Below are 23,721 nucleotides of genomic sequence, written 5' to 3'. Positions count from 1 at the left end.
CTACAAACCCTCCATCTCCACGACCCGCAGTGCAAGCGCCACATCCAAGCGCAGTATGGGATCCGTCGTGAAAGGGCCGACGATGCTCTCCAACTTACCGATCCGGTAACGCAACGTGTTGTAGTGGAAATGCAGGACTCGTGCAGTCTCGGCGACGTTGCAGTTGGTGTCCAGGAGTGCCTGCAGCGTCTGCCGGAGATCGATCGCCTCGTCGGCGTCGTCGGCCAGCGAACCGAGGACCTCACTCGCGAAGGCTTGGAGTTCAGCGCTGTCGTCGACCAGGGAGAGCAGTCTGTGGACGCCCAGGCCGTCAAAGTGAGCGACAGTACCGTTCCCGCGCATGCGCCGCCCCACCGTCACCGCCTTCCGCGCCTGGTCGTACGCCTGCGGGATGCCGGCCACCGAGTCGATGACGCGACTGACTCCGGTGCAGAACGAATGCCGGCCGCCTCCACGGTCCCCGGTGACGGCCGCGATCAGATCCTCGATCACAGTTTTGGTATCACTGCCGCCGACCGGCATCAACGCCACCACTTCATGACTGAAGCCGACTACCGGTGCGAACCGATCCCTGCGACGGACCACCTGCTGCCAGGCAGCGGTGAGCCGCTGTTGCGGCATTCGCCCGGCAACCGGCGTGGGTGTCGTCTGGCCGGCCGTCGCCGGATCGGCGTCCGGGTCGAGCTCGGCGACAACGACCACCATGCTGCGGTTCACGTCCCATTCGAGCTGCGCGCAGTGTTCCGTGATCTGGGCGGTCGTCCCTGCGGTGCCGTTGAGAACATCGCGCAGGAAGTCGCCGCGAAATTTGGATTCGACGGCCGACACCGCGAGTTGCTTGGTGACCGCCAACGCGACAACGGTTGCGGCGCGCTCGAGCGCTTGCACGGTGACCGGGCCCAGTCCGCCGTCTGCCACGAAGGCGACGATGAGGCCGTGGTCGGTGCCGCCGGCGACAACCGGCGCGACGGCGATCTGGCCTGCCTCGGTGCCCGGTGCCGGCTGCAGGCCGTGGTGTAGGCGCTCGGTACGAAGCCGGCCGGACGGGTCGAACAGCGGCAACCCGTGCAGCGCCTGCAGGTTGGGAGCCGCACCAGCTGTCGCCTGTACGCGCCCGTCGGGCGTGCAGATGAGGACCGCGGCTTCGAACAGCGCTGCGACTTCGTCCGCGATCTGCGGCAGATCCCCGCCCTCGAGGACGATCTTGGTCAAGGCACGGTGCATGCGGTCCGCAACGTCCAGTGCCCACGCCTGACGATCGACGAGGTGCGTGAACACCTCGGACATCACCTCGTCGAATCCAATCTCCCGCGGGATGAGGAACAGCGGAAACCCGAGACGGTCGGACGCCTCGAGCATCGCGGCGGGAAGCTCGGCGAGGTACCGGCCCTCCTTCACACCGAGTGCGGCCGCGCCGCGCTGGGCGAGACCTTCGATGAGCTCGACCAGCGCGGCGGGGTCGAACGGCTGACCCGAGTCCGCATGCCGCAGCGGGAATCCGGTGGTGATCAACAGTTCGTTCGGCTTGACCCATGGCAGTATGTCCGGCACCTCGATGACGTTGACCCGCAGGACGATCTGCTCCAGGCCGCCGGCCCCCGCGATCAGCTTCGAGCCGGTCAGGCTAGGCAGGGTCAGCAGCTCCCGAACCGTCAACTCGTAGCCGACCGGTGTTGGCAAATCATGTGCCTGTGGTCGCTCTCCGTTGGCAACATCTTCCATATGCCAACCGTACGCCGGCGACGATAGAGCGCCGCGTCACCAGTACGGCTCAGCCCGGGAGGAGCGAGGGCGGAAGCACACGCTCCACCCACTTCGTTGCCTGCTCGTACGCGTAGGCGAGTTGGAGAACGGCCCGGTCTGCGCCGTGCCGTCCAATGATCTGGATTCCCATGGGAAGCCCGCGGTCGTCGAAACCGACCGGCATCGCAGCAACCGGAAGACTCGTCATCGTCCACGGTGCGACGGTCTCCATCCACCGGTGATAGGTATCCATCGGCCGGCCCGCGATCGTCGTGGGCCAGTGTGTGGCCTTGTCGAACGGAAACACCTGGGCACTGGGCGCGAGGATGTAGTCATAGGTTTCGAACATCTTCGTGAGGGCCGCCTGCCAGTCGTTGCGGGCCGCCGCTGCCCTGGTGACGTCGAGCGCGGAGAGAGCGAGTCCGTGCTCCATCTCCCACACGAACTCGGGCTTCATCTGCGCTCGTGTCTGCGGGTCGTTGTAGAGGTCGACCAAGCCGAGTTGCGCCCACCAGCGCCACCTCAGAAACAGCTGCCAGATGTCCCCGGGCTTGTAGTCGGGCAGCGCCGCCTCGACGCGGCAACCGACGTTCGCGAACGCGTCGAATGCGGACTCGCACAACTCGAGGACTCCGGGTTCCGTCGCCAGGTACCCGCCCCAGTCCCCCACCCATGCGATCCGAGTCCCGCTGAAGTCGCGGTCAAGGCTCCGGGTGAATACCTCGGGGTCCTCGCCGATGCCCAGCGGGGCGTTGGCGTCGGGACCCGCCATCGTGGACAGCAGGCGCGTCACATCAGCCACCGACCGTCCCATCGGACCGACCACCGCGCCCTGAGCGATGAAACCGGCCTCTGGGATGCGGCCCCACGAAGGGCGAAATCCCACAACATTATTGAAGGCCGGCGGATTGCGCAGTGAGCCCATGTAGTCACTGCCGTCGGCGACGGGAACCATCCGCAACGCCAGGGCCGCGGCAGCGCCGCCGCTGCTTCCACCGGCGGTGCGTGAGGTGTCGTACGGTGTCGCCGTCGTCCCAAAGACCGGGTTGTACGTTTGGGATCCGAGTCCGAACTCGGGGGTGTTGGTCTTGCCGATGATGATGGCACCGGCTGCCCTGATCCGTGTGACGAACAGATCGTCCGCGTCGGCGATCCGGTCCGCAAAGATGGGTGATCCGGAGGTGAACGGTAATCCCTTGACCGCGGAGAGGTCCTTCACGGCGTGCGGGAAGCCGTGCATCCAACCGAGGTAGTGCCCGTCGGCCAGTTGGCGGTCCCGCTCGCGCGCCTCGGCCAGCAACGCGTCCCGGTCACGCAGGGCGACGATGGCGTTGACACTCCGATTGTGCAGTTCGATGTGGTCGAGATAGGCGGTCATGACGTCGATGCACGACACCTGGCGGCTCTTGATCAAACTACTGAGCGTCAGCGCGTCACACATGACGAGCTCTCCGTATCCGCGCGGCGGGCACGAGGGCCCCGGGCGAGTCCGGCCGGAGTCGCCGGCGCTGACGGGGTCGATGACGGTTGACATGGGTGAACCTCTCCACGTTTCGAAAGCGAGTACCGGCGAACCGCCGACGTGCATGAACTCCGACCGCAGCATCATTGAAGTCGGCGGTTCGTGTGGTCGAGGTCGCGCCGCGGCCCGGTTGCCGGGACGCAACGCGACCTCATTCACGGTGTGAGCACGAACTATTGGCCGAGGTCGACGATGGCGGCAACGGGGCCGCCGCCCTCCGGACCCTGGTGTGCCGCCGACACCGACACGAACACCGCCGGATCGCCCGTCACCGACGACGCGACACCGCCCACGCAGGACTTGATCTGGCGGTGCCAGTGCACGTCCGAGTCGTCGAGCATCGCGTTGCGGCGGCCACGGACCGTCCCGTCCTGGCTCGCTTCACACTTGAGGAAGACGTTGACGAGCTGGCCGTCCAGGTCGCTCGTGTGGGGCCGCTCGGGCAGCTCGAGTCCGGCGTCCCGGATCGCCGCCCAAATGCCGTCCTGATCGAGCGGGTCCTTCATCACGCTGTGCCCGATCCGGTAGCGACCGCCGACGCCACGCGCATTGCCGACGACGACGACCTGGGCCCTGTCCAACTCGACACCCGACGAACAGGATGCCACCGACGAGAACAGGTCCCGGCGGTGCATCACATCCGCGTCGCCGGGCATGTCGATCTCGTCGAGAGCGACGGCAATCCCCAGTGCCGTAACGCCGTTGGACAGGTCCATCGACTCGTGGGTGTGCTCGGTCCACACCGTCTCGCCGCGGCTCTTGGCGTCTCGGATGGTGTGGATCGTCAGCAGCGGCGTCTTCGTCTGCACGTAGTGCACGTCGGCCGGGTCGCTGATGCCGGCACTGGCCATCGCCATCTTCACCGCTGCGGCCACCTTGGTGATCATCGGCGTGCGACCGATGTCCTCGGGCAGCAGCTGCTCACTCATCGCGACACCGACGGTCAGCCGCGGCTCGTCGGTCTTCGCCGCCTTCCCGGCCGGCACAGTTGCGAAGATCGTTGCGTGCGGGCTGATCACACCGTCGGTCCCGCCGGACCAGACAATCGGCACCTCGGCCACCTCGTCGGCGCTGCGGCTGCCCTTCGCCGAGAGGACCTCACGAAAGGCGCGGTCCGCGATGATGCGCGTGTAGTCGTTGACGCCGCCGTTGCCCTCGGTCTTGCCGATGACAGCGACGACACGGTCCGCCTCGAGCACGCCGTCGTCGATGAGCTTGGCCAGCTCGCTGGCGTCGGAAACGCTGTGCAGCGGAACCTTGCGGACCTCGATTGCTTCGGGCATTGACATCTCCTCTGTGGGGCGTGCGGGGTAGGAAAATCAGGCGGTGACGATCGTTCCGGCGGCTGTGCGGATCACCGGGAACCCGATCAGAACTCTCACGCCGCCCACGCTATGAGGGCGCCCCCCTTCGAGCACTGGCAAAGTTTGCCCAAACCAGAGCTGCTGTTGGGCATATCTGACCCGCCGCCACCGCGAAAGCGATCCCGATCGCCGCCCGCCCAGGCGTTCGACGAACTCCTCGACGTCGCCCAGCGTCACCACCTCGGCGTCCACAGCGCCGCCCGCGCCCTGGTCGTCCGCGAGGGTGTCGTGGTCGCCGCCGTTCAGTCGACCGGGTTCCCGCTGCCCCGGCGCGCGAGGGGATCGGCTGCCAGCAGCGCGGCCCTGTGGGGGTCGACGAGCCAGGGCGCGTGCCCGGCGGGCATTTCATGGATCGTCGCGCCCGGAATCCGCTGGATCGAGTGCCGCGCACCGTCGACGGACAGGTACGGGTCGTCGGATCCCAGGATGAAGATCGTCGGTATCCGGATCGCGGCGAGCTCCGTGCCCGTCAGTATGCTCTCGGCTCGCGGCCGTCGGAACCGGTCGATCGCGTGCATCACCGACGCAACGGTCCGCGCGTTTGCGCGGCGGCGTGCGGACAGGCGCAGCGCCTCGATCAGCGCGTTCGGTGCGGCCGCCACCTCCGCGGGGCCCAGGCCCCGAGCGAGCAGGCGGCGAAACACCGGACGCGGGCTGGGTGATCGAAGGAACGCCGACCCCAGCCCGGGGACGGTCATCAGCGAGAGCGGCATGCGTACCCGCACGCCCGCGAGCGCGACCGCGGGCATTCCGATCGCGACCAGCGCAGAGATCCGCCGGGAGCCGGCCGCCACCTGCCACAAGGCGAACATGCCACCCAGCGAGTGGCCGATCACCGGGACCTCGTCGAGCCCGAGCGCGTCCAGGATGTCGTCGATCAACCGGCTGGCCTGCTCGCGCACCTGCCCACGCCCGAACACCATCGGATCCGACAAGCCGTGGCCCGGAAGGTCGACGGCAAGGAGCCGGAACTGAGGAAACTCGCTGAACAACGGCGCCCACACGGCGGCACTGAGCGACACCCCGTGCAGCAGCAGCACCGCGGGGCCACGCCCGTGTGCGAGCACCCGCACGCGCCGCCCCGTCTGCCCGAGCTCGATGAAGAACTCGTCGACGTCGGCGCCGAGGCCGGCGAACAGCTCGCGCTCGGCATCGACCATGCGCTGCTCGACACTCTCCGGCCCGGGCGGCTGTCGAGTCATGACCTGTCCTGTCGTCGACCTGTTGCATCGGCACGGCGTGGCGCCATTGCAGCCAGGTTGGCCAGCCACGCACGCACGGTCCGCTCGTCCCGGTCGCTGAGACCACCGAGCGCGGCGCGCTCCGCCGCCCGCACTCGGCGCGTTGCCAAGTCTAGGCAGATGCGACCACGCTCGGTCGGGCGCACGAGCACCACCCGCGGGTTGACCGCTCGGCGCTCGAGCAACCCGGCGGCCTCGAGACCGAGGATCGATGTGTGCATCGTTTGCCGCGTGACCTGCGAGATGCGCGCGAGCTCGGAGGTGGACAGCTCCGGACGGGTCTCGAAGACGCTGAGGATCCCGTACTCCTGCGCCGACATCTCCAGGTCCTCCAGCGCTGCGTCCAGCAGCGCGCGGAAGCGCTGATTTGCGAGCCGGAACAGGTAGCCGAGATTCGCATCCGGTCCCGGCAGCTCCGCCGAGGCGGTTGTCAGCTTCTCTGACATCATGTCGCCACCGTACCACGTGTGTCAGCACATCTGACACATCTAAATTGGCGGATGGTTCCCCATGGCGACATCGTCGTCGAATACACGCGTCGCGGTCTGGACTCACCGCTCGCCGAGCCCTCCCCGACGAGTGCGCCCGGCAGGACACCCCGGGGCTCTCATCGATCTTGGACCGAGACAGGCGCGTGTGAACCAGTCGTCCGTGTCCCTCGTTATAACCATTGAGCGGTCCGCATCGACCACAGCCCAAGACGAGGGAGCCTGACATGCAGTCCGACGAACTTGACCAGGAGCAGGGACTACGGAGCGACCAGCTAACGCTCCCGCGCCGTACGGTTATCGTCGGTATCGGCGCTGCAGCAGCCGCCTTGGCCGCCGGTAGCGCGCTGTTCAGTAGAACTCGCGCGCCGGCTGCGCCCGGCGCCGGCGCCGGCCCAGCCGTGAAGCCCGCGGGTGCAACCGTACCGACCGGCAACATCCCCGTCGGTGGCGGCGCGGTGCTCGGCGATGTTGTCGTCACACAGCCCAGCGGCGGCGACTTCCGCGGGTTCTCGTCGACATGCACGCACGCGGGATGCACCGTCTCCGACGTCTCCGGCGGCACCATCAATTGTCCGTGCCATGGCAGCAAGTTCAATCTCGACGGGTCTGTGCACACGGGTCCGGCGTCCGCTCCGCTCGCCCCACGAAGCGTCTCCGTTCAGGGTGACTCGGTCGTGATCGGCTGAGGTGTGTGACAGCTCCGGGCCGATCCTGTCACTCGTTGCGCTCGGGGAGGCCCACTTCGGCCACATCTCTCCGACGATGCCACTGGCCTACACGGTCGCTCGCCGGGTGTGACGCATTCGCGCCTCCGACCTCGGCGAAACCCTTGTGGAGCCACCGCGTGCATGGTGATCTGTTCTCGTCTCACCAGTGAGCGGTGTCGCAATCGGTGACTGACAGTGGACGCTCCCTCGCACCGGGGAGCACGTGCTCGGTCGGTCTGATCTTGATTCGCGTCGCCGGTCTGGCGGGGCTTTCATTCTCACGGCACGCTGGGTTCGCTCCTTACTGAGCGAACATGAAGGACGGATGAACAATGGCGTTCAGGTATCGGGCGGCGAGTTTCGCGTGCGGCCTGTTGGCTATTTCCGCCTTCGGAGTCTTCTCCTGCGTGGCTGAGGATTCTCTTGACGGTGCGGTGTTCTACTCCGTCACGCTCATTCCGCCGGGCGACCTCTTGCTACGGCGGCTGCGCGATGCGCACCGCATGCCGAGGCGAATGCCGAATGCCGGGACCATTGTCGCATCCGGGGCACTGCCAGTCGGATTGAGAGCCCGCATGAAACGCGACTCGTGACGCTCGGCGCCCCTCGAGAACTATCTGCAGAACGTGCCCGCAGCAAGCGGAATCGGGTGTGATCGGAAGCCCCCCTTACCCGTAATTACCGATCCTTCAGTTCGTGGAGCACCTCGCCGCCGCTCATGCCATCGAGCGAGACCTCGCCGGGCTCCGGAATCGAATCACTGGAGGTAGGACGCGTAGTCGCTGAAAGGAACCTGGCCGGTAGGGCTCGACCGAACTGCGTCGGCGACCGCCGACGGAATGGGAGCCCAGTGGGCAGGCATCGCGGCCGCCAGTGAAGGATTCAGTATGTAGAGCAGGGCGAAGTTCACTATCCAGAGCGGCGGCGCCATCGACATGCCTACCTCCGAACTCACACCCTCCTTGGTGTTGGTCACCAGTTGAGCTGCGCCCGAAATCTGTTGCGCTGCGAAGCCATAGACCGCTTGCACCGTGTATGCCGACCGGTAGAGCGCTATCAGGGTTCGTGTCGCATCGTTGTTCCTCAACCATGTCCCCACAAAACCGCCGGGAGCGATCAAAGAGTTCACCTGCCTCGTCGGCGCGTCCGCGTTGGCCGGACTCTCCAGCAGTCCGCTGGCGTTCACGTAGAGCCCGTAGCTGGCCAGAACCGAGGGTGTGGGGTGGCCATCGACGTCGGAATAGAGGGGACGACCGTTCGTATTGGTGAGGATCTCGGCGCATGCATCGATCACCTCGGCAGCTTCGAGGCTGCCGCCGACTCCGCCGCCGGTGATGAGGTCGCGATACTGCTGCTCGGATAGAGCGTCAGCCCTGGTGAGCCCCACCTGGCCGGCAATCTCGTCCGCCGCTTGCTGACCGAGTGGCTGGTTGAGCTGCCCCGGACTGGTCACCTGCGTCGGTGCCAGGCGCTCGTAGCCGGGTGCCCCGGAGAAGGGGATCGCGAACCCTGTGTCGACGGTGTCTGCCGCCGGTTCCCCGCTGGCTGTCTGGGTGGTTGCCAGGGAGAGAATGCACACTCCGACCAGTGCCAGTACCGAGATGGTCCTGCGGTGAGGGGTTGCTCCGCGTCGATGCCCCGGACCCGCTGTCCCTATGCCGCGCATACGTCCACCTCCCAGAACACCACCGGGCGAGCCCGCACAAGCTTGCGTTCCAGTCAAACGCCGTGATCGATGCTGTGTCAATCCCTCCGACTACGATTCGGTCGCGTTGCCGAGGTCGGGAGTTCCCTCGCGTCCTCCACGACCTTGGCGTGGAGCGCCGCGAGGTAGACCGAGTCGTCGACCGGGCGATGCCAGTGGGGCTTGTGGCAGTTGGCGACGATCGCATCAGGGATGTTGTCTCTGGCCAGCTTTCGATGAACCTCGACCGCGTCGTTGTTTCGCATCCCTCGATCGAACTATTCCGCCGGTGGCGGGGTCCGCCATTTCGATTGGGTACGAACGCAATCCCGAGCGAACGGACACACATTGCAACCGACTGCAACCCTTGAATGCCCACGGCTGACAATGCTTGGCTCCCCTGTGAGGACGGTCACAATCGACAGGAGTCAAGGATGAGCATCAAGGGCAAAGTCGCTCTGGTCACCGGCGCGGGCCAAGGCATCGGACGCGCGATCGCGTTGCGATTGGCGTCGGACGGCGCCGACATCGCGCTCGTCGACGTCAACGGCGACCGGGTCGATGCGGTGGCCGACGAAGTCCGGGCCGTGGGTGCGAAGGCGATCTCACTGGTCGCCGACGTGACGGACCGCGAACAGGTCCAGTCCGCCGTCGACCGAACCGAGCGCGAACTGGGCGGCTTCGACATCATCGTCAACAACGCGGGAATCGCCCAGGTCAACCCGATCGCCGACGTGACACCGGAGGAGGTCTCACGCATCCTCGCCGTGAACGTCGAAGGCGTGCTGTGGGGTATCCAGGTCGGGGCAGCCAAGTTCCGGGAACGCGGACATGGCGGGAAGATCATCAACGCGTCGTCGATCGCCGGCCACGAGGGATTCCCGATGCTCGGTGTGTACTCGGCCACCAAGTTCGCCGTCCGCGGACTCACCCAGGCCGCGGCGAAGGAGTATGCGTCCGACGGCATCACCGTCAACGCCTACTGCCCCGGCGTTGTCGGCACCGACATGTGGGTCACCATCGACGAGCGTTTCGCGGCCCTCACCGGCGCGCCGAAGGGCGCCACGTTCGACAAGTTCGTCGGCGGCATCGCCCTCGGACGCGCGCAGACGCCCGAGGACGTCGCGGCGTACGTGTCGTATCTGGCCGGGCCGGATTCCGACTACATGACCGGGCAGGCGGGACTGATCGACGGCGGCCTTGTGTACCGATAGGCCGCCGCTCGCGGCCGGGGTTTCACGCCCGGATCCGCGGGTAGACGGACGTAGTGGTGATGCGACAGCGCGTCCGGGGATGAAAGGGGCAGCCGTGGACGTCGACGACCTGGTCGAGCGCACCGCTCGGTTGCGGTCCGATCTGCAAGCACTCGAAAACCGCATCAAGGAGTTGACCGACGCGTTCGACCTGCTCGACAGCACAACCCTCGGCGCTTCGCGGGAACAGGTGATCGACAGCCTCAGCGACGCCCGGCTCGACCTGAGCACCGCGGACAGGCACCTCGAGACCGCGGTGCGGAACGCCGAGAGACTGTCGACCGGTTGAACCCGGCACCCGGCGAGTATCAGCTCGCGGGTGCCGGGCCAGGTTGCGGTCGATCGGCACAGGGCCGATCAACCGTGATCAGTCGAGGTCGAACCGGTCGAGGTTCATCACCTTGTCCCAGGCAGAAACGAAGTCCTGCACGAACTTCTGCTGCGCATCGTCGGTGGCATACACCTCGGCGAGAGCGCGCAGTTGCGAGTTCGAACCGAAGACCAGATCGACGGCGGTGGCGGTCCACTTGGCGTCACCCGTGACACGGTCGGTGCCCTCGTAGACGTTCTCGGCCGAGGCCGCACCCTTCCACTCCGTACCCATGTCGAGGAGGTTGACGAAGAAGTCGTTGGTCAACGCCTCGGGCCGGTCGGTGAAGACGCCGTGCTTCGTTTGGCCGAAGTTGGCGTTCAGTGCACGCAGGCCGCCGACGAGAACCGTCATTTCCGGAGCGGTCAGGTTCAACATGTAGGCCCGGTCGACCAGCAGGGCCTCGGCAGGCAACTTCTCCCCCGCCCGCAGGTAGTTGCGGAACCCGTCGGCCCTCGGCTCGAGTACGGCGAACGACTCCACGTCGGTCTGCTCCTGTGTGGCGTCGGTACGACCCGGCGTGAACGGGACCGTGATGTCGTGACCGGCGTTCTTCGCCGCCTTCTCGACAGCCGCAACACCCGCCAGAACGATCACGTCCGCGAGTGAGACCTTCACTCCGCCGGACTGCGACGAGTTGAAGTCCTGCTGGATCTGTTCGAGGGTCTGCAGGACCGTGGCCAGCTCGGCGGGGTTGTTGATCTCCCAATCCTTCTGCGGCGCAAGACGGATTCGCGCCCCGTTGGCGCCGCCGCGCATGTCGGTGCTGCGGTGGGTGGCTGCCGACGCCCAGGCGGTGGACACCAACTGCGAGATGGACAGGCCCGAGTCGAGGATCTTGCTCTCGAGCGCGGCGATCTCGCTGTCACCGATCAGCTGGTGCTCGACTGCGGGGACCGGGTCCTGCCACAGCTGCGCCTCGGGAACCCACGGGCCGAGGTAGCGCGTGACGGGCCCCATGTCGCGGTGCAGCAGCTTGTACCAGGCCTTGGCGAACTCCTCGGCGAACTCGTCCGGGTGGTCGAGCCAACGCCGGGTGATCTTCTCGTAGGCCGGGTCGAGGCGCAACGAGAGGTCCGTGGTCAGCATCGTCGGAGCCCGCCCCGCCGACGAATCGAACGGGTCGGGGATCGTGCCCGCGCCTGCGCCGTCCTTGGCGGTCCACTGCCAGGCACCGGCGGGACTCTTGGTCAGCTCCCACTCGTAGCCGTACAGGACCTCCAGGAAGCTGTTGTCCCACTTCGTCGGTGTGGGGGTCCACACGACCTCGAGACCACTGGTGATCGCGTCCTTGCCCACGCCGGTGCCATAGGCACTCTTCCAGCCCAGGCCCTGCTGCTCGATCGGGGCGCCTTCCGGTTCCGGACCGACCAGGTCGGCGTCGCCTGCGCCGTGGGTCTTGCCGAAGGTGTGGCCACCGGCGATCAGCGCGGCGGTCTCCACGTCGTTCATCGCCATGCGGGCGAACGTCTCCCGGATGTCGCGGGCAGCTGCCAGCGGATCCGGCTGGCCGTTCGGGCCCTCCGGGTTCACGTAGATGAGACCCATTTGCACGGCGCCGAGCGGACCGGACAGTTCGCGATCGCCGCTGTAGCGCTCGTCGCCCAGCCAGGTGTCCTCGGGACCCCAGTACATCTCCTCGGGCTCCCAGATGTCCTCGCGGCCGAATCCGAACCCGAAGGTCTTGAACCCCATCGACTCCAGGGCACAGTTGCCGGCGAAGACGAGGAGGTCCGCCCACGAGATCTGCTTGCCGTACTTCTGTTTCACCGGCCAGAGCAGCCGGCGGGCCTTGTCGAGGCTCGCGTTGTCGGGCCAGCTGTTGAGGGGGGCGAAACGCTGGGCGCCCTGACCGCCACCGCCACGACCGTCCGCGATGCGGTAGGTGCCTGCGGCGTGCCAGCTCATCCGGATGAAGAGGCCGCCGTAATGGCCGTAGTCGGCGGGCCACCAGTCCTGCGAGGTCGTCATCAGATCGATGACGTCGCGCTTGAGCGCCTCGACGTCGAGCTTGGCGAACTCCTCGGCGTAGTCGAAGCCCTCGCCCATCGGGTTCGACTTGGACGTGTGGGCATGCAACACCGACAGCTCCGGCTGGTTCGGCCACCAGTCGCGGTTCGTCCTCGGGCGGTGCGCCGCCGGAGTGGGAGACGGGATTGCGGGGTTTTCACTTTCACTGGTGCTCTGAGTGTTTCCCTCGTGAGCGACCGGGCAGCTATCGGACACAACATTCCTTCCGGGAGAGACCAAGTTGGGCTGTGGTCATGGGTTCGATCGAGAAGTCTGTGATGTCGAGCAGTCGGGGCACAGACCCCAGTAGATGACCTCGGCTTCCTCGACGAGGAAACCGTTGTCGTCGGACGCGGTCAGGCAGGGCGCCTCGCCGACGGCACAGTCGACGTCCGCAATGACCCCACACGACCGGCAGATGACGTGGTGGTGATTGTCTCCGACCCGCGACTCGTAACGAGCAACGGAGCCGGGCGGCTGAATCCGCCGCACCAGTCCCACAGCGGTCACTGCGTGCAGCACGTCGTACACGGCCTGCCGGGACACCCCTTCCAGAACGGTGCGCACCGCTCCGAAAATCGTCTCCGTATCGGCGTGCGGGCGTGCGTGCACGGCCTCCAACACCGCGACCCGCGGGCGGGTCACGCGGAGCTCAGCCCCGCGCAGCAGCGCTGCGTAATCCGGCATCGACGGCATGCACCCACTATGACTCACTTTTCTGGACTCAGCCAAGACTTTGCGGAAACAATTTGCCGTGACTTCGACTCACGCATAAACGGTCGGTCGGCCGACCGCGGCTCTGATCGAACCCTTCAGGGCAGATCGACGGTGACGACGACCGAGGGCACCGAATCCGGCGCAGACGGTCCGATCGTGCCGCCCGACGGCACGTGGGACAGGCCGCCGCCGCCCTTTCGGCCGACAGGGCCGACTGTGCTGCAACGTGACTGGCAGGGTGTGTGCCCCGAGATGTGAGCAAGATGAGATAGGTCGAGTCGACGGCGTCGCAATCGGCGAACAGGGATGTTCCGGCGGAACCAGTCCCGTCAGTACCAGTACTGTCGTCCGCCCACCTTGCGGCCCCTCAGTCCGACGAGCAGGAGAACGAGGCCGATGACGCCGACGACGAGGCCTGCGATCCACAGTGACGAGATCTTGACGATTAAGCCGATGACGATGAGAACCACACCGATTGCGATCATGGTCGATTCCTTCATGAGAGTGGCTCAGGCTTCGCCCCTCTTCTCGAAGCCGGGTGAACGAATACTAGGCGCAGAATGCGACCCGGCGTCAGGAAACTCGGTCCGGACCGGTTTCGCCCGGGGTGACGATGCCGTGATCGAAGGCGTACACGATGGCGGCCGCGCGGTCGCGGAGATCGAGTTTGAGGAAGATGTGCCCGACGTGACTCTTCACAGTCACGCCCGAGATACCCAACTCATGCCCGATCTCACTGTTGCTGTGCCCACGCCCGATGAGCGCGAGCACATCGCGTTCCCGCGCGGTCAACTCGGCGAGGTGGTCCCGGCCCCCGTCGGACGACGGCGCGACGGTGCGGTACGTGGCGAGAACGCGTCCGGTCACTGCGGGGTCGAGGCAGGCGCCGCCCTCGGCGACGGTGCGTACGGCGCGAATCAGATCCTCGGCCGGCGAATCCTTGAGGAGGAAACCCGCCGCACCTGCGCGGAGCGATCCGGACAGCAGTTCGTCGTCGTCGAACGTGGTGAGCACCAGCACCGGCGGCGGCTCAGCGCGCGACCGGAGATCGCGGGTCGCCCGGATCCCGTCGACTTTCTTCATCCGAAGGTCCATGAGCACGACGTCCGGGGTGTGCTCCGCCACCGCATCGGGCACCTCCGAGCCGTCGGCGCATTCGCCGACGATCACGAAGCCGTCTTTGCGCCGCAGGATCCGGCGGAGCCCCGACCGCACCAGTTCCTGGTCGTCGACCAGTAGCACTCTGATCTCCGGGCCCGTCACGACAGCCCCGGGATGTGGCGGGGGATCGCCGGCCGGCAGGAGTCTCGGGGCAATGGGACCGCGGCGTGCACCGACCATCCCCTGCCGTCCGGGCCGGCGCGGAGTTTGCCACCGAGCAGTGCGGCGCGCTCGCGCATGCCCCGCAGACCGGAACCGAGTGAACCGTTCGGTCGGGTTATTCGATCTCGGGTCGGGTTGCGGATCTCCAGGGTGACGCGTTCCGGCTCGATCGTGAGTCGCACGTCGGCACTGGCGCCCGGCGCATGTTTGGCGACGTTCGCCAGCGACTCCTGAGTGATGCGGTAGATGCCGAGACCGACTGCGCCGGTCACGGCTGAGAGGTCTCCCTGCATGTCGAAGGCCACCGGTAGACCCGCACGGCGGAAGTCGTCGATCAGATCGGGAAGATCGGCGACGCCCGGCTGGGGCCGGGTGCCGGCCGGGGCCGGGTGCCGGCCGGGCCGGCGTCGAGCAACCCGACGGTGCGCCGGATGTCGGCCATCGCCTGCCGCCCGAGTCGCTCGGCGTCGGAGAGCGCGTCCACTGCGTCGTCGACGTCGCGGTCCTGCTCGAGCGCGCGACGGGCCGCGGTCAGATGCAGCAGCGTGATGCTCAGCGAATGGGCAATGACGTCGTGAACCTCGCGGGCGATTCGCTGGCGCTCACATGTGGCGGCCTGCTCGGATTGGATCGCCTTCGAGGCCCGCTCCTGGTGAAGGAGGCGCAACTGCGTGAGCATCAGGTAACCGAAGGCCCAGCCCAGCACGACTCCGGCGAGAGCGTAAGGCGCACCGTCGAGTCGGCCCGTCAGTGCACACGCAGACAGGACTGCCATCGCGGCAGCCAGGGTGGCGAGGCTGACGACCAGTGACGCCGTTGCCGCGACCTCGGCGGTCAGGATCACCAGGATGAGCGGAGCGAAGTCGAACGCGGTGTCGGGCTGCTGCAGAAGCAACAGTGCGGCCGCCGCGATGACGAAGACGGCCAGGAACGGACGCGGAAGCACCACCCCCGGTCTGATCATGTCTCCCGCAACGGGGGTCACCGCGGCAACCAGGCCACACGTAGGACCCATCCCGGCGGCACGAACCCGTCGCGTTGCGCGACAGCGGCACCAGCGATGGCAACGACGGCGATGTGCGCGAACACCGGCACAGCGAGCGGATAGTCGTACTCACTCTCCGCCACGCGTCGACGAAAAAAATGCCGTCACCTGCACACGACCAGCGTAGGTGAAGACCCACCCGCACCGCGTCGTCTCCGGAGTGGGGGCACCCTCCGCCCACGGTAGGAGACGAGAACGCGACCGTGGCGCGGCGAAACCGCTGCCGCGGATCCGTAGCGTTGCAGTCATCAACGGAACAACGGAGGTGGCCGAGATGTCGTGGAACGATTTCCGTGCACGCCGGGCGGTACTGGAAGAGATCCTGGCGCGGGCGCACACCGACCCCGCACGGGCCCTGCGGTTCGACGAAGTACCCGGCGCGATCGAGCTTTTCGGCTCGGCCGACACCATCCTGGTCGCCCTTCAGCACCGGTGGAGCAACCACCTCGCGGCCCGCCTCGACCAGGCGGTCGAGGACGGCACCCCCTTGAATGCGACGTGGCGGGCGCTGGCCGCCGAACAACCGGCATTGCGTGCGCTCCTCGACACCGCGGCTGCCTCCTCCCTGCCGTTGCGCGGTTCCCAATGCGCGGAGCAGCGGATGATCGAGGCCCACGACACCGGGCGTCTGTCCGGCCACCGGTTCGAGCAGCGACCGATCTGCGCGCGAACGACGATGACCTCCGCGTGACAGACATACCCTACGGGTGCGCGAAAGCGGCCTCGAACGCGTCGAGCGCGTCGTCCGGATCGTTCTTCGCCCACCCTTCGAGTGCGACGACGCCGGTGTAACCGATGTCGCGGAGGGCGGCCCCGACAGCCGGGTAGTGGATTTCGCCGGTTCCGGGTTCGCAGCGTCCGGGGACGTCGGCGACCTGAATTTCCCCTATGTAGGGCAGCGCCTTTCGGACGAGTTCGATGAGGTTTCCCTCGCCGATCTGGGCGTGATAGAGATCGAGATTCATACGCAGGTGGGGGCTGTCGACCGCCTGGACAAGGGCGAGAGTGTCGGCCGCGGACGCGAATGGGGTACCGGGATGATCGACGGCGAGGTTGAGATTCTCGAGCGTGAACACCCGCCCCGCCTGTTCACCGAGTTCGGCAACCTTCCGCAGAGTGTCGGCGGCGGTGAGCCACATTGTGGGCGTAACCGTTTCGACCGGCCGGACGGGTAGTCCCCGGCTGTCGAGTCCGGTTCCGTGCAGGTTCAGCCGCGGGCAGTCGAGCCGTTTCGCGACGTCGAGGGACTGGAACGCCGTGGCGAGCAGGGCCTCGATGCCGTCGGGTTCGGTGAGGTTGCCCTCCAGATAACCGGTCATCGAGGAGAATTCGGCGCCGCTGGCGGCGAGAGCGTCGATGTCCTTGGTCGACCAGTCCCAGATCTCGACCTGGAGTCCGCGTTCGGCGATGCGGTGCACGCGGTCCGGGAACGGCAGGTCGAGGTAGAGCATTTCGGCGCTGGCGGCGAGCGCGTACGTGGCCATCGGTGTCACGCGTCCAGGTCGACGGCGGAGCCGGTCTCGACGCTGCGGATGGCGGCGAGTGCGATCGACAGCGCGGTGCGGGCGTCCTGGCCTGTGACGACGGCCGGTGTGTGGGTGCGGATCGCGTCGACGAAGGCGGTCAGTTCCCCGACGTACGCGGAGTGCAGGAGGTCGGTGTCGCGGCGCGCGGTGTCGGCGTGGAGTCCTTCGGGACCGTAGTAGGTCATGTCGGTGCTGAGCCCACTGCCTGCGGTGACCATGCCGCCGGAGCCGAATACCTCGGCGCGCACATCGTATCCGTACAGCGCGCTGAAGCTCGCCTCCGCCGTGGCGATGGCACCGTTGTCGAATTGGACGGTCACCACCGCGGTGTCGAGATAACCGGCGTTCTTGGCGTCCGGTCGCACCAGGGCGTCCGCGACCGCGTGCACCCGCACCGGTCGTGCGCCGGGGTTGAGGAAGCAGAGGGTGTCGAAGTCGTGGATGAGCGTTTCGAGGAAGATCGTCCACTGCGGAACGCGTGCCGGATCGGCGGTGTACGGCCCGGGGTCGCGGGTCAGCGAACGCAGCAGCTGCGGGGTTCCGACCTTCTGCGCGTCGATCGCGGCGCGGGCGGCGGCGAATCCGGGAGCGAATCGGCGATTGAATCCGACCTGCAGGACGATGCCGGCGTCGGCGGCCGCCGCGATGGCGCGGTCGGCGTCGGCGAGGGTCACTGCCATCGGCTTCTCGACGAACACGTGCTTGCCGGCGGCCGCGGCCGCGACGACCAGGTCCGTGTGACTCCGCGCGGGGGCGGTGATCAGCACCGCATCGACGTCGTCGCTGGTGAGGACGTCGTCGACGGAAGTGGTGGCGAGCGGCGCTCCCAGCGTGGTGGCGAGACGCTGCGCGGACTCGCCGACGGGGTCGCTGACCGCGACGAGCGACGCCCCGGGGACCAGGCGGGCCACGATCTCCGCGTGATTCGAGCCGATGCGTCCGGCACCGATCGTCGCGATGCGTACCGGGTGGGGAGCGGGCGCCGCCGAGTGGACGGTTGCGGCTTCGGTGAGTGACATGGGTGTGCTCCAGTGCAGTGGAAGGGTGGAGGCCGAGGCGAACTAGTACGTTCTAGTTCAAGACCGTAGAACTCATGCGATCATTGGTCAAGAGCAGCTTCGAGCGGAACAGCGCGGGGCCCGGAGGACAGGAGCCGTGCACGTGGTCGAACCGGTGGCGGGATCGACCGGTGGCGCTCGTCCGACGATGGGCGACGTCGCGCGCGCAGCAGGGGTCTCCACCGCGCTCGTCTCGATCGTGATGCGGGGCGTCCCCGGCGCGAGCGAGGCCACTCGCCGGCGGGTGCTCGAGATCGCCGACGAGATGGGCTACGTGCCGGACCGTCGCGCACAGAAACTGCGCCAGGCCAGTTCCCGGTTGCTCGGCGTCGTGTTCGAACTGCAGCAGCCGTTCCACGGCGATCTCGTCGAACAGATCTACGCGGCGGCCACCCGCCGGGGTTACGACGTGATGCTCAGCGCGGTCGCCCCGAGCCGTGCCGAGCAGGTCGCCGTCCAGGCGCTGATGCGGGAGCGCTGCGAGGCGGCGATCCTCCTGGGGTCCCGATTCGACGCCGACGCGCTCGGCGCGCTGGCCGACCGCGTGCCCTCCCTCGTCGTGGCACGCGCAAGCGGCCTGCCCGGAGTCGGTGCCGTGCGGGGCGACGACATCGCCGGCATCACCCTGGCCGTCGACCACCTCACCGAACTCGGGCACCGGAACATCGCCCATATCGACGGCGCCGACGCGCCCGGCGGCGCCGACCGGAGGGCCGGGTTCCTGGCTGCGATGGACCGGCACGGACTGTCGGCTTCGGCAACGGTCGTGGCCGGCGGTACAACGGAAACTGAAGGTGCACAAGGCATGCACGAACTTCTGGGGATGCCTGCTCCCCCGACCGCCGTCGTCGCCTTCAACGACCGGTGCGCCACCGGCGTGCTCGACCTACTGGTCCGCCGGGGCCGGGACGTGCCCGCGGACGTTTCCGTCGTGGGCTACGACGACTCCCGCCTGGCGAGGATTCCGCACGTGCAGATGACGACGATTTCCCAGGACGCCACGCAGATGGCCGAAGCCGCCGTCGACGGAGCACTGGCTCAGATCGCCGGCAACAAGGCAGTCGACCTCGTACTCGCGCCACACCTCGTCCGCCGCGCGACCACCGGCCCTGTCGCACTCCGCGACTAGATCCTCTGCCCGATGCTAGGACGACGACCACACACCGAGTTCGTTGCCGCTCGGGTCGGTGAAGTGGAAGCGGCGCCCGCCGGGAAAGTCGTACGGGCCGTTGACGACGGTGCCGCCCGCCGCCCGCACCGCATCCACCGACGCGTCGAGATCCACCGAGTACAGCAGCACCAACGGTCCGCCTGCCGGCTTCCGGTCCGGCACCTGCAGCAGGCCTCCGACCTCCTCCCCGTTTGCACCGACGATGCCCGCGTACTGCGGGCCGTAGGCATTGAACTCCCAGCCGAATGCCGAGCGGTAGAACGCTTCCGCGTCTGCGAGGTCCGTGACCGACAACTCCACGTAGTTCAGTCGATGGTGATCTGCGCGAGAAGGTGACATGCCGGAACTCTAGCCGCAATCAGCTCCTCGATCGGGAGTTCTTTCGGCGAGAAGCATGTTCACGAAACCGCGGGTGCTCGCCGTCTGGGGTCGGCCGGCGACCTGAACCAGCGAGATGGTGCGTTCGACCGTCGGCTGCAGCGGTATGTGGACGAGACCGGCGAACGAGATCATGGGAAGCACGAGTTCGGGTACCGCGGTGACACCGAGCCCGGCCGCCGCCAATCCTGCTACCGCGCCGATGTTCTGCGCCTGCATGACAGGTCCGAGTTCGATGCGTGCGTCCTCGACGGCCCGGCGGACGGGCGCCGCGATGCTGCTCTCGGGTCCGAACGCGATGAACGGTTGCCCGGCGAGATCCGACCATCGGAGTACCGGCCGATCGGCGAACGGATGTGTCGGCGCGACGGCGCAATAGAAGGAGTCGCTCGTCAGGACGTCCTGCTGCAGGCCGGGCAGAATCCCTGAGGTGGTGACCAGGGCGAGGTCGACCGTGCCCGAGTACACGGCGTCGAGAACCTCCTGACGCAGTCCGTCCCGGATCTGCAGCCGCACGTCGGGGTGGCGCTCGCGGAAGCTCACCACGTAGGGAGGAAGGAACGTGGCCGCGAGCGACGGGAGGCACGCCACCGTCACGATTCCGCGGTCACCGGTGACGAATCGTTCGATCTGCGTGAGCCCGTCGTCGAAGTCGTGGAGCATCCGCCGGGCGTGCTCGATGATCTCGTGCCCGTGCGTGGTCAGCTCGACCCGGCGGGTGGTGCGTTCGAACAGCGTGACGTCGAGTCTGCGCTCGGCCTCGGCGACCGAGCGGCTCAGCGAGGACTGAGACACGTCGAGTGCGTGGGCCGCCGAGGTGAAGCTCGCGTAGTCGGCGATGGCGACGATGCTCCTCAGGTGAGAAATCCCGAGATTGATGCTCATGCGCATCAGTATGGCCGGTATTCATGCGCTGGGCTGCCGTACCCCTCGCCAAGCTGCATCTACGCATTCATGAGTTGAACTCATAAATCGATCATTCATTGATATTTGACGCGCAATTGTGAGGCGCGTGACACTGAGACTCCATTTCGAAGGAGGTCACATGGTTGCCGCGCTCGGGTTCGCCACGATCGCTTGTTTCCTGGCGCTAGCGTTCAGCCGACGAGTTTCGGTGCTCGTCGCGCTGATCCTCGTCCCCGTCGCATTCGCGATCGTGGGCGGATGGGCACCCGACCTCGGGGAGATGGTGGGCGACGGTCTGCTGAAGGTCGCGCCCGTCGCCATCATGATCGCCTTCGCGGTCCTGTATTTCAGTCTGATGGTCGACGTGGGACTGTTCGACCCGGCGATCCGCCGGATCGTCCGGTGGGCAGGTGGCAATCCCACCAAGATCGCCGTCGGAACCGCGGTGCTGACCCTGCTCGTCGCGCTCGACGGCGACGGAACCTCGACCTTCCTGATCACCATCTCGGCGTTGCTGCCCATCTACCAGAGACTCGGGATGCGCCCGGTCGTCCTGACCGGCATCGTCTGCCTGGCCGCGGGACTGATGAACATGATTCCGTGGGGCGGCCCGACCGTCCGCGCCATGGCCGCGCTCGACCTGACCAGCGCCGACATTTTCACGCCGGTCCTGCCCGCGATGGGGGCCGGGGTCCTGTGGGTCCTGTTCGCCGCCTACATGATCGGCCGCACCGAACGAAAGCGGCTCGGCGTCACCGAACTGGCGTCTCCCGGCGCCGGTGGTCCCGGCACGCCGCACCTCTCCGACGCGCCGGTGCGCACCGGCCGCCAACGGGCGGTGATGGCGTTCAATACGGTGCTCACCCTCGTTCTGATCGTGATCCTGCTGTTCCAGCTCGTGCCGCTGGAGGTGGCATTCGCCATCGCATTCGCACTTGCGCTCGCCGTCAACCGCCCGAAATGGGACGACCAGCAGGCCCTGTTCGCGAAGCACGGCGGCAACGTCACCATGGTGGTGGCGATGATCCTCGCGGCGGGCGTGCTCACCGGAATCCTCAACGGCACCGGAATGATCACCGCGATGGCGCAGACCTTCGTCTCCTGGATTCCGCAGTCCGCCGGCTCCCTGATCCCCGTCATCACCGCGGTCACGTCGATGCCGCTCAGTCTGGTCTTCACCCCGGACGCGTACTACTTCGGCGTCGTCCCGGTGCTCGCGGAAACCACCGCATCGTTCGGAGGCGACCCCGCGGAGATCGGCCGCGCCGCCATCCTCGGCCAGATGACCACCGGATTCCCGCTCAGCCCGCTGACCGCCGCGACTTTCATCCTGATCGGACTGAGCAAGGTGGACCTCGGCAAGCACCAGCGGTTCATCTTCGGCTGGGCCTTCGGGACCACCATCGTGATGACCGTCGTGGCCCTGCTCACCGGGGCCATCTCGTTGTAGTCGTCCACGACACCGCCGCACGCCGGCCCACCCACCACACATCGAACGAGCAAAGGACTTCGAGCCCGTGACACCATCGAGCACCCGCGGCAGCGCCTCGCGGAGCGTGCGACTCGGCGCAGGATCCGGGTTCTCCGGGGATCGCATCGACCCCGCCGAGAAACTCGCCCGGCACGCCGACCTCGACTACCTGATCTTCGAATGCCTCGGCGAACGCACCGTCGCCGCCGGAAACTCTCGCCGGCTCGAGAACCCGGACGAAGGATACGATCCGCTCCTCGCCGCACGCATGCGCGCGGTTCTCCCGCACACGCTCGCGTCCGGGACCACGGTGATCACCAATGCCGGTGCCGCCAACCCTCTCGCCGCTGCCGAACTGGTCTCCGGCATCGCGTCCCGGTTCGCCGACCGGCAGGTGCGCATCGCTGCGATCACGGGCGACGCGGTGCTCGAGCAGGTGCTGCGCCACGACCCCGTCGTATGGGAAACCGGGAGACGCCTGTCGGAGCACGACGAGACGCTCGTCTCCGCGAACGCATACATCGGGGCGGACGCCGTGATCCCCGCGCTCGAACTGGACGCCGACGTCGTCGTCACGGGGCGTCTGGCCGACCCCTCCCTCTACGTCGCCCCACTCGCCCACCATTTCGGATGGGACCTGGCCGATCACGAAACCATCGGCGCCGCAACCGCGATCGGACACCTGCTCGAGTGCGCCGGACAGCTCACGGGCGGCTACTACGCGGATCCCGTCACCAAACCGGTGAAGGGTATGGCCGATCTCGGCTTCCCGTTCGCCGACGTCCTCGCCGACGGATCGGCGACATTCGGCAAACTCGACGGATCCGGCGGCATACTCACCGAACGAACGTGCGCCGAGCAACTCCTGTACGAGGTGGGAGACCCCACGTCGTACCTGACCCCCGACGTCACCGCGGACTTCGGCAACGTGTCGTTCACCAGTGTCGGACCCGACCGGGTCGCCATCACCGGCGCGACGGGGCGACCCCGCCCCGAGCAGTTGAAGGTCACCCTCGGCTTCCGTGGCGGCTGGCTCGGTGAGGGCCAGATCAGTTACGCGGGTCCACGCGCCTACCCCCGCGCCCGGCTCGCCGCGGATATCGTCACCGAACGACTCGTCGACGTGCACGGTTTCACCGAGGACGCGGTCTCCGTCGAATACATCGGCGCCGGTGCGGCTTTCCGCGGACTCGACATGGACACCGATGCCCACGAGGTTCGCCTGAGAGTGACCGCCCGCGCACGCACCCGCGACGAAGCCGACCTCGTCGGCTGGGAAGTGGAAAGTCTGTACACCAACGGGCCGGCGGGCGGCGGCGGTGCCCGGCGGTCGGCGACCGAGGTACTCGCGATCCGCTCGTGCACCCTGCCCCGCGACCTCGTGTCCACCCGGGTGCATCTCACGGAGGTGACGAAATGACGACGCCCGCAACTGTTCAGAAGATCGACACGCTCGCAGACGTCCGTGCCGGAGACAAGGGGGACACGCTCATCCTCGCCGTGCTGGCCCGGGACCGCGCCGCCTACCGTCATCTCACCCGGAGCCTGACCGAGGACGTCGTCGCCGCCCACTACGGTGAACTGATCACCGGCCGGGCCCGGCGCACCTGCCAGCCGAACCTGATGGCGATGGTGTTCGAGTTGCCCGGCGTCCTCGGCGGCGGCGTCACCGGTTCACCCGCACTCGACGGACACGGCAAGACGCTGGGCTACCACCTGCTGAGCCTCGAAATCTGACGGG

The 23,721-nt window shown here is 67.2% G+C and carries 25 protein-coding genes and 1 pseudogene; 9 read left to right on the top strand and 17 right to left on the bottom strand.

Annotated elements, in window-relative coordinates; translation table 11 throughout:
- From ACFVJ3_RS25080 to ACFVJ3_RS25070, 3 genes are all read right to left on the bottom strand, one after another.
- Complete coding sequence (locus ACFVJ3_RS25080; protein ID WP_378454617.1) at positions 1 to 1,680, bottom strand: PucR family transcriptional regulator; 1,680 nt, start codon at positions 1,678 to 1,680, stop codon at positions 1 to 3.
- Between the two features lie 91 nt (positions 1,681 to 1,771).
- A complete protein-coding gene (locus tag ACFVJ3_RS25075; protein ID WP_378454616.1) occupies positions 1,772 to 3,277 on the bottom strand; it encodes an amidase in 1,506 nt (501 codons plus the stop codon).
- Positions 3,278 to 3,438: 161 nt separating this feature from the next.
- Positions 3,439 to 4,548, bottom strand: coding sequence for a ring-opening amidohydrolase (locus ACFVJ3_RS25070; RefSeq protein ID WP_378454615.1), 1,110 nt, complete (start codon positions 4,546 to 4,548; stop codon positions 3,439 to 3,441).
- Positions 4,549 to 4,764: 216 nt separating this feature from the next.
- On the opposite strand from ACFVJ3_RS25070, the pseudogene ACFVJ3_RS25065 reads away from it, so the two are divergent.
- Positions 4,765 to 4,842 (top strand): annotated as a pseudogene (locus tag ACFVJ3_RS25065) (antitermination regulator); the annotation flags it as partial.
- 29 nt (positions 4,843 to 4,871) lie between these two features.
- On the opposite strand, the gene ACFVJ3_RS25060 reads toward ACFVJ3_RS25065, so the two are convergent.
- A complete protein-coding gene (locus ACFVJ3_RS25060) occupies positions 4,872 to 5,831 on the bottom strand; it encodes an alpha/beta fold hydrolase (protein ID WP_378454614.1) in 960 nt (319 codons plus the stop codon).
- The gene (locus ACFVJ3_RS25055; RefSeq protein WP_378454613.1) at positions 5,828 to 6,319 is read right to left on the bottom strand and encodes a MarR family winged helix-turn-helix transcriptional regulator; all 492 of its coding nucleotides are present in this window, start codon (positions 6,317 to 6,319) and stop codon (positions 5,828 to 5,830) included. The genes ACFVJ3_RS25060 and ACFVJ3_RS25055 overlap by 4 nt, the downstream gene beginning before the upstream one ends.
- A 266-nt stretch (positions 6,320 to 6,585) precedes the next feature.
- On the opposite strand from ACFVJ3_RS25055, the gene ACFVJ3_RS25050 reads away from it, so the two are divergent.
- Positions 6,586 to 7,047, top strand: coding sequence for a ubiquinol-cytochrome c reductase iron-sulfur subunit (locus ACFVJ3_RS25050; protein ID WP_378454612.1), 462 nt, complete (start codon positions 6,586 to 6,588; stop codon positions 7,045 to 7,047).
- Between the two features lie 778 nt (positions 7,048 to 7,825).
- On the opposite strand, the gene ACFVJ3_RS25045 is transcribed toward ACFVJ3_RS25050, so the two are convergent.
- Positions 7,826 to 8,734, bottom strand: coding sequence for a hypothetical protein (locus ACFVJ3_RS25045; RefSeq protein WP_378454611.1), 909 nt, complete (start codon positions 8,732 to 8,734; stop codon positions 7,826 to 7,828).
- A gap of 452 nt (positions 8,735 to 9,186) precedes the next feature.
- On the opposite strand from ACFVJ3_RS25045, the gene ACFVJ3_RS25040 reads away from it, so the two are divergent.
- Together ACFVJ3_RS25040 and ACFVJ3_RS25035 are read left to right on the top strand one after the other, a co-directional pair.
- Positions 9,187 to 9,966: an acetoin reductase gene (locus ACFVJ3_RS25040; protein WP_378454610.1), complete on the top strand. Its 780-nt coding sequence runs from the start codon at positions 9,187 to 9,189 to the stop codon at positions 9,964 to 9,966.
- A gap of 94 nt (positions 9,967 to 10,060) precedes the next feature.
- On the top strand, positions 10,061 to 10,294 hold the full coding sequence (locus ACFVJ3_RS25035) for a hypothetical protein (protein ID WP_378454609.1): 234 nt from the start codon (positions 10,061 to 10,063) through the stop codon (positions 10,292 to 10,294).
- A gap of 78 nt (positions 10,295 to 10,372) precedes the next feature.
- Here ACFVJ3_RS25035 and katG read toward each other — a convergent pair whose 3' ends face one another.
- The 7 genes from katG to ACFVJ3_RS25000 form a co-directional block, all read right to left on the bottom strand.
- Entirely contained in the window at positions 10,373 to 12,601 is a 2,229-nt protein-coding gene (katG, locus tag ACFVJ3_RS25030) for a catalase/peroxidase HPI (RefSeq protein ID WP_378454608.1), read from the bottom strand.
- Positions 12,602 to 12,637: 36 nt separating this feature from the next.
- Positions 12,638 to 13,081 carry a Fur family transcriptional regulator gene (locus tag ACFVJ3_RS25025; RefSeq protein ID WP_005243590.1) on the bottom strand — a complete coding sequence of 148 codons (444 nt, stop codon included), beginning with the start codon at positions 13,079 to 13,081 and terminating at the stop codon, positions 12,638 to 12,640.
- Positions 13,082 to 13,431: 350 nt separating this feature from the next.
- Positions 13,432 to 13,587 carry a hypothetical protein gene (locus tag ACFVJ3_RS25020; RefSeq protein ID WP_378454607.1) on the bottom strand — a complete coding sequence of 52 codons (156 nt, stop codon included), beginning with the start codon at positions 13,585 to 13,587 and terminating at the stop codon, positions 13,432 to 13,434.
- An 88-nt stretch (positions 13,588 to 13,675) separates the two neighbouring features.
- Positions 13,676 to 14,344 carry a response regulator gene (locus tag ACFVJ3_RS25015; protein WP_378454645.1) on the bottom strand — a complete coding sequence of 223 codons (669 nt, stop codon included), beginning with the start codon at positions 14,342 to 14,344 and terminating at the stop codon, positions 13,676 to 13,678.
- Between the two features lie 17 nt (positions 14,345 to 14,361).
- Complete coding sequence (locus ACFVJ3_RS25010; RefSeq protein ID WP_378454606.1) at positions 14,362 to 14,697, bottom strand: sensor histidine kinase; 336 nt, start codon at positions 14,695 to 14,697, stop codon at positions 14,362 to 14,364.
- A gap of 62 nt (positions 14,698 to 14,759) precedes the next feature.
- Positions 14,760 to 15,389, bottom strand: coding sequence for a histidine kinase (locus ACFVJ3_RS25005; RefSeq protein ID WP_378454605.1), 630 nt, complete (start codon positions 15,387 to 15,389; stop codon positions 14,760 to 14,762).
- 17 nt (positions 15,390 to 15,406) lie between these two features.
- On the bottom strand, positions 15,407 to 15,553 hold the full coding sequence (locus ACFVJ3_RS25000; protein WP_378454604.1) for a hypothetical protein: 147 nt from the start codon (positions 15,551 to 15,553) through the stop codon (positions 15,407 to 15,409).
- A gap of 182 nt (positions 15,554 to 15,735) precedes the next feature.
- On the opposite strand from ACFVJ3_RS25000, the gene ACFVJ3_RS24995 reads away from it, so the two are divergent.
- On the top strand, positions 15,736 to 16,161 hold the full coding sequence (locus ACFVJ3_RS24995; protein WP_378454603.1) for a hypothetical protein: 426 nt from the start codon (positions 15,736 to 15,738) through the stop codon (positions 16,159 to 16,161).
- A 10-nt stretch (positions 16,162 to 16,171) separates the two neighbouring features.
- On the opposite strand, the gene ACFVJ3_RS24990 is transcribed toward ACFVJ3_RS24995, so the two are convergent.
- Positions 16,172 to 16,954, bottom strand: coding sequence for a TIM barrel protein (locus ACFVJ3_RS24990; protein WP_378454602.1), 783 nt, complete (start codon positions 16,952 to 16,954; stop codon positions 16,172 to 16,174).
- Between the two features lie 5 nt (positions 16,955 to 16,959).
- Positions 16,960 to 18,015, bottom strand: a complete 1,056-nt coding sequence (locus tag ACFVJ3_RS24985; RefSeq protein ID WP_378454601.1) for a Gfo/Idh/MocA family oxidoreductase — start codon at positions 18,013 to 18,015, stop codon at positions 16,960 to 16,962.
- A gap of 187 nt (positions 18,016 to 18,202) precedes the next feature.
- Between ACFVJ3_RS24985 and ACFVJ3_RS24980 the strand changes: the two genes are divergently transcribed.
- Positions 18,203 to 19,183, top strand: coding sequence for a LacI family DNA-binding transcriptional regulator (locus ACFVJ3_RS24980; RefSeq protein ID WP_378454644.1), 981 nt, complete (start codon positions 18,203 to 18,205; stop codon positions 19,181 to 19,183).
- A gap of 15 nt (positions 19,184 to 19,198) precedes the next feature.
- Here ACFVJ3_RS24980 and ACFVJ3_RS24975 read toward each other — a convergent pair whose 3' ends face one another.
- A complete protein-coding gene (locus tag ACFVJ3_RS24975) occupies positions 19,199 to 19,564 on the bottom strand; it encodes a VOC family protein (protein ID WP_378454600.1) in 366 nt (121 codons plus the stop codon).
- A 9-nt stretch (positions 19,565 to 19,573) separates the two neighbouring features.
- Complete coding sequence (locus ACFVJ3_RS24970) at positions 19,574 to 20,494, bottom strand: LysR family transcriptional regulator (protein WP_378454599.1); 921 nt, start codon at positions 20,492 to 20,494, stop codon at positions 19,574 to 19,576.
- A 154-nt stretch (positions 20,495 to 20,648) separates the two neighbouring features.
- On the opposite strand from ACFVJ3_RS24970, the gene ACFVJ3_RS24965 reads away from it, so the two are divergent.
- The 3 genes from ACFVJ3_RS24965 (at position 20,649) to ACFVJ3_RS24955 (ending at position 23,717) form a co-directional block, all read left to right on the top strand.
- Positions 20,649 to 21,959, top strand: a complete 1,311-nt coding sequence (locus ACFVJ3_RS24965) for a CitMHS family transporter (RefSeq protein ID WP_378454598.1) — start codon at positions 20,649 to 20,651, stop codon at positions 21,957 to 21,959.
- A gap of 67 nt (positions 21,960 to 22,026) precedes the next feature.
- Positions 22,027 to 23,400 carry an acyclic terpene utilization AtuA family protein gene (locus tag ACFVJ3_RS24960; RefSeq protein ID WP_378454597.1) on the top strand — a complete coding sequence of 458 codons (1,374 nt, stop codon included), beginning with the start codon at positions 22,027 to 22,029 and terminating at the stop codon, positions 23,398 to 23,400.
- Positions 23,397 to 23,717, top strand: coding sequence for a hypothetical protein (locus ACFVJ3_RS24955; RefSeq protein ID WP_378454596.1), 321 nt, complete (start codon positions 23,397 to 23,399; stop codon positions 23,715 to 23,717). The genes ACFVJ3_RS24960 and ACFVJ3_RS24955 overlap by 4 nt, the downstream gene beginning before the upstream one ends.
- Positions 23,718 to 23,721 lie beyond the last annotated feature (4 nt).

The organism is Rhodococcus sp. NPDC127593 (assembly GCF_042671975.1).
Lineage (GTDB): Bacteria > Actinomycetota > Actinomycetes > Mycobacteriales > Mycobacteriaceae > Rhodococcus_F.
This window is presented reverse-complemented; position numbering and strand designations above follow the sequence as displayed.